Genomic DNA, 3,580 nt, shown 5'->3' with positions numbered 1-3,580 from the left:
TCACGGACTTCGGATAATGTACGCCCTTGAACTCGATCACGCCAACCGCCTTTTTCCAACTCCCTGACAACGCTGACATATCATGCGCGCCCAGAAAGTCGAAAGTTTGCGACAAAACCCTAGCAGGCACTCTATCTCGCCATCAGAGCAGGGACACCGGACAGATACGCACTTCATCCGGTCCAAACCACTTGAAACAGCCGAGACCGGTAAAAATCGAGGTGCCCAGCAGGCAATCGCCGCCCGGTTAACGTGATAACTCAGTGTCGAGTGCTTCTTCGTCGCAAATTATGTCGCCCGCAGATTCAAATGACGCGACAACACTTGGATTTAAAGTGGTGGGTGCACTAGATGCTTCTTTGCCGCTGACATAGTTGTTCACAAAACAACGCATCGCGTGCGCTACGCCCTTCGAGTTAACTTCACGATGGTCATCCTCGAAATATATTCCACCGGTGCTGCTGCCGGTAATGATTTCATAGGATGGAAAGTAGTCAACCCAGTCAAATTCATCTACCGCACCCTGAGCCGCAACCCGAAGAACGGATTTGCTGTAGGTAGTGGACACCAGAACGTGCCTATTTTCGTAGGTTGCGATCAGCGGAACAGGCGACACAGTAAGAAGAACTTTAACGTTTGGATTTACTTTTTTCAGGCGCGCTAGGAATTTTATTAAAGTTTCTTCAACTTCTGACGCACTGTAGTTGTGATATTCGTGCACATCAGGATCAAAAGTGCTGGCGACAACTCCGGGAGCGAGAGGAAAGACAGCTCCGTCTTTTTTGGACCGCCACGCCTCTGTCAAGCCAAGTGTGAAAATGAATAGCTCACTTTTACAGAACAGTTCTTTTACGTAGTTTAGATGCTCTTTGCGAGAATGATCAACTCCTTGGATGCTGTCAAATCCGTCCTGATCAATCTGAGGTCGATAGGGATCGACGTATTGGCCATCTGGGCGCTGCCAGGCGGTTTCAAATAGTGTGCGTCCGTCAAAAGCTTCTTCAAACAACTGCAATAGTTGAGCAACGGTATATATGTTTCCATAACGTGCTGAGAAAACGCCGTAATTTCTTCTTGTTCGGACATCCTCCGGCAGGTCGCAACCGTCCTCGGGTACGAAGTAGTTGAATCCTATCTTGCTGATTTGCTTCGATATATGCTGCGCAAAGCAGCTACCTGCTGTGCCAACGCGCATCTCCGCAGAAATCTTGAATTTCGGATCGACAACGGGGTCAATGCGGTGGGCCTCTACCCTTGAAACAGCGCGTCGCCACATTTGATAATCTTTTGCAGATTTGTAAGGGTTTTCGATCATGCCTGCTTTCCTTCTAGAAATTTTCTTATTTCTATAAACCTTTTCTTATTTTCGAAGGTGTTTTTCAAGCTCTCGTCTTTGTGAGTTTCGTATATGGCGAAGCTGGCGGTCAAAAATTCTTTCAAGTCTAGAAAAGCATCTTGTTGTTTTATTTTGAACAACATCGAACTTTCGACGCCGCAGCGTTCTGCGATGCCTGGGTATATGGGAAACCATGGACCTTTTGACAAATAATCAATGGGAGGAAAGGGTGGAGAAATGTAACTAATATTAGCAGCGCTTAAGAATTTTTTGGAAAGATCAAACAAGCATTGGCTGCGCGGGTGGTTGACAGAATAAAGAAACGGGCCATTCTTAGTCCAGCGCAAAAACTCCTGACCTATATCATGCCCGTGGTCCGCAAACCCTTTTATCATCAGATCACGGGATTGCGGCCATATCCCGTAATATCCTAATCGTTCATAAGTGGCATCATTAAAAAGGCTAACAGCATCGTTCACGGACAAACCAAACTGAAATGCGGCCAAGCATAGCGCTGAATGGTAGTCTCCAATAGGGCTGCTTATCCGGTTGCCGTTGCTGGTGACGTAACATAAATCTGGATGATATCCATCAAAATAAGGTGTTGGCGCGATGATAGTTTTTTTCGAAGCCGTTAGAATTTTTTGATGGGCGTCGGGAAAAGAGCGAATAAGGGTTGGATGTATAAATGCGACGTCGAATATTTTGTTTTTTTCTAGGACGGTGTCTATTGTCTTGATCTTGGACAGCGGGCAAGCTCTAACGTCCACAGACTGGTTCAGCATTCGCATACTATGCGCCAAACCGGATGTTGCACAATTGGAAATAATCAGAACCTTTTGCACTATCTTACTAATCTCCATGAATGCGTGACATTGCCAACGTAGGGCGTGTGTCTTGGACTTATATTTATAGAGCAGTGTTGCTCTGGATATATCTTTCGCCGGTTTTGTCAACTTCAGGGCGGCTTTGTCAGGTTGCTGAGGTCGCAGTGTCCGGGTCGTTCAGCTCTATGTTGAACATCGAAGATCTGTCGCGGATCAAAGGCAAGACCCATTGGCTGTGGCGTGCGGTCGATGCGAGCGGTGACGTTCTCGACATTCTCGCCCAATCCCGGCGAAACAAGGCAGCCGCCAAAGTGGAGAATGCACCCAGCGTGGAGCATCGCCAGCACAAAGGTCTGAACAACAGGAGCGAAGCATCACACCGACACACCCGACGACGAGAAAAGATAATGGGGCGCTTCAAATCCCCGAGGCAAGCACAACGATTCCTGTTCGCTCATGACCAGATTGCCTGTCTGTTCCGCCCAAAACGCCACCGCCTGTCCGCCAAATCGTACCGCCATGCGAGAAACGATGATTTCCACTTGTGGGCTGGCTATGCAGTGGAATTGGCCGCCTGAGTGGCAACGTTCGCGCCTAACGGAGTCTGCTCGGCAACAACCTGACAAAGCCCGGCAAAGATCTCTTGCCCGGCCTTGGCGCCAAGCTGATAATCGACATATTCGTTCCCGGTGATGGTTCCGCTGACCATAGTCCCGAAATTGCCCGGCGCGAATTTGACGGGCGAGGATTCCTGTGCGTAACCCAAGCTGGCAGAGATCGGCATCAATGCGCCAAGTCCAAGTGCCGCTATGGTCGTGGATTTCAACAGATGGCGTATCATGTTCAACATCTCTCCATAAATTTGGGTGCTGAGAAACCGACCTCTCGGGAAAATCGGCAACCCATTCACAGGCTGATAACAGCATGTCGCGACGCGTCTGAAAAGACGAAAAGTTGCAACGGATTTGTAAAACTCTGTTGGCGAAGAATCGCACCTTCCCTACCGATCAACGGCCACCGGATTAGAATTTTTTCTTGGCCCTGAAAATATCTGGGACCAAGAGATAATGCATCCCTTCGCCTGCAAAAATTATCTCGACAGTTGAGAAGCTTACCGATACACATGATCGTGATAGAAATTCACGCCAGGACAGTTTTGCTGCCTAATTTCGCTTGTTTTCACATCACCTTATGTGGCGGCATGAATTCCGGAGATGCTTGATGACCGCACGGTTTATTGCGTTTGGGTTGGCCTTTATCGGGGCGACGCTTGGCTCATCTGCGGGGGCGCATCAAGAGGTTCTGTCGCAAACTTTTCCGAGTTTCGGCATAGGCTGATCTTCGGACAGAATCATCCTGCGAGCTCCGCGAAGATCTGGCATGCGGTTGCGCCGTTTACTGCGATCTGCCCTTTGCG

General features: G+C 48.8%; 3 protein-coding genes and 1 pseudogene. 1 reads left to right on the top strand and 3 read right to left on the bottom strand.

Features of this window, described 5'->3' with window-relative positions; translation table 11 throughout:
- Nucleotides 1–247 precede the first annotated feature (247 nt).
- Entirely contained in the window at nucleotides 248–1,315 is a 1,068-nt protein-coding gene (locus PAF17_RS19970) for a GSCFA domain-containing protein (protein WP_271890809.1), read from the bottom strand.
- Entirely contained in the window at nucleotides 1,312–2,181 is an 870-nt protein-coding gene (locus PAF17_RS19965) for a WcbI family polysaccharide biosynthesis putative acetyltransferase (protein WP_271890808.1), read from the bottom strand. Before PAF17_RS19965 ends, PAF17_RS19970 begins: the two co-directional genes overlap by 4 nt.
- A 194-nt stretch (nucleotides 2,182–2,375) precedes the next feature.
- Here PAF17_RS19965 and PAF17_RS19960 point away from each other — a divergent pair.
- A pseudogene (locus tag PAF17_RS19960) lies at nucleotides 2,376–2,741 on the top strand (DDE-type integrase/transposase/recombinase); the annotation flags it as partial.
- Here the strand turns inward: PAF17_RS19960 and PAF17_RS19955 are convergent.
- Complete coding sequence (locus PAF17_RS19955) at nucleotides 2,717–3,004, bottom strand: hypothetical protein (RefSeq protein ID WP_271890807.1); 288 nt, start codon at nucleotides 3,002–3,004, stop codon at nucleotides 2,717–2,719. The pseudogene PAF17_RS19960 and the gene PAF17_RS19955 overlap by 25 nt on opposite strands.
- Nucleotides 3,005–3,580 lie beyond the last annotated feature (576 nt).

Origin of the sequence: Paracoccus onchidii (genome assembly GCF_028294535.1) — a bacterium.
Taxonomy (GTDB): domain Bacteria; phylum Pseudomonadota; class Alphaproteobacteria; order Rhodobacterales; family Rhodobacteraceae; genus Paracoccus; species Paracoccus onchidii.
This window is presented reverse-complemented; position numbering and strand designations above follow the sequence as displayed.

Excerpts from the sequence above, each read along its gene's own strand:
- PAF17_RS19970 (WP_271890809.1), bottom strand. The coding sequence starts at position 1,315 with ATGATCGAAAACCCTTACAAATCTGCAAAAGATTATCAAATGTGGCGA.
- PAF17_RS19955 (WP_271890807.1), bottom strand. The coding sequence starts at position 3,004 with ATGATACGCCATCTGTTGAAATCCACGACCATAGCGGCACTTGGACTT.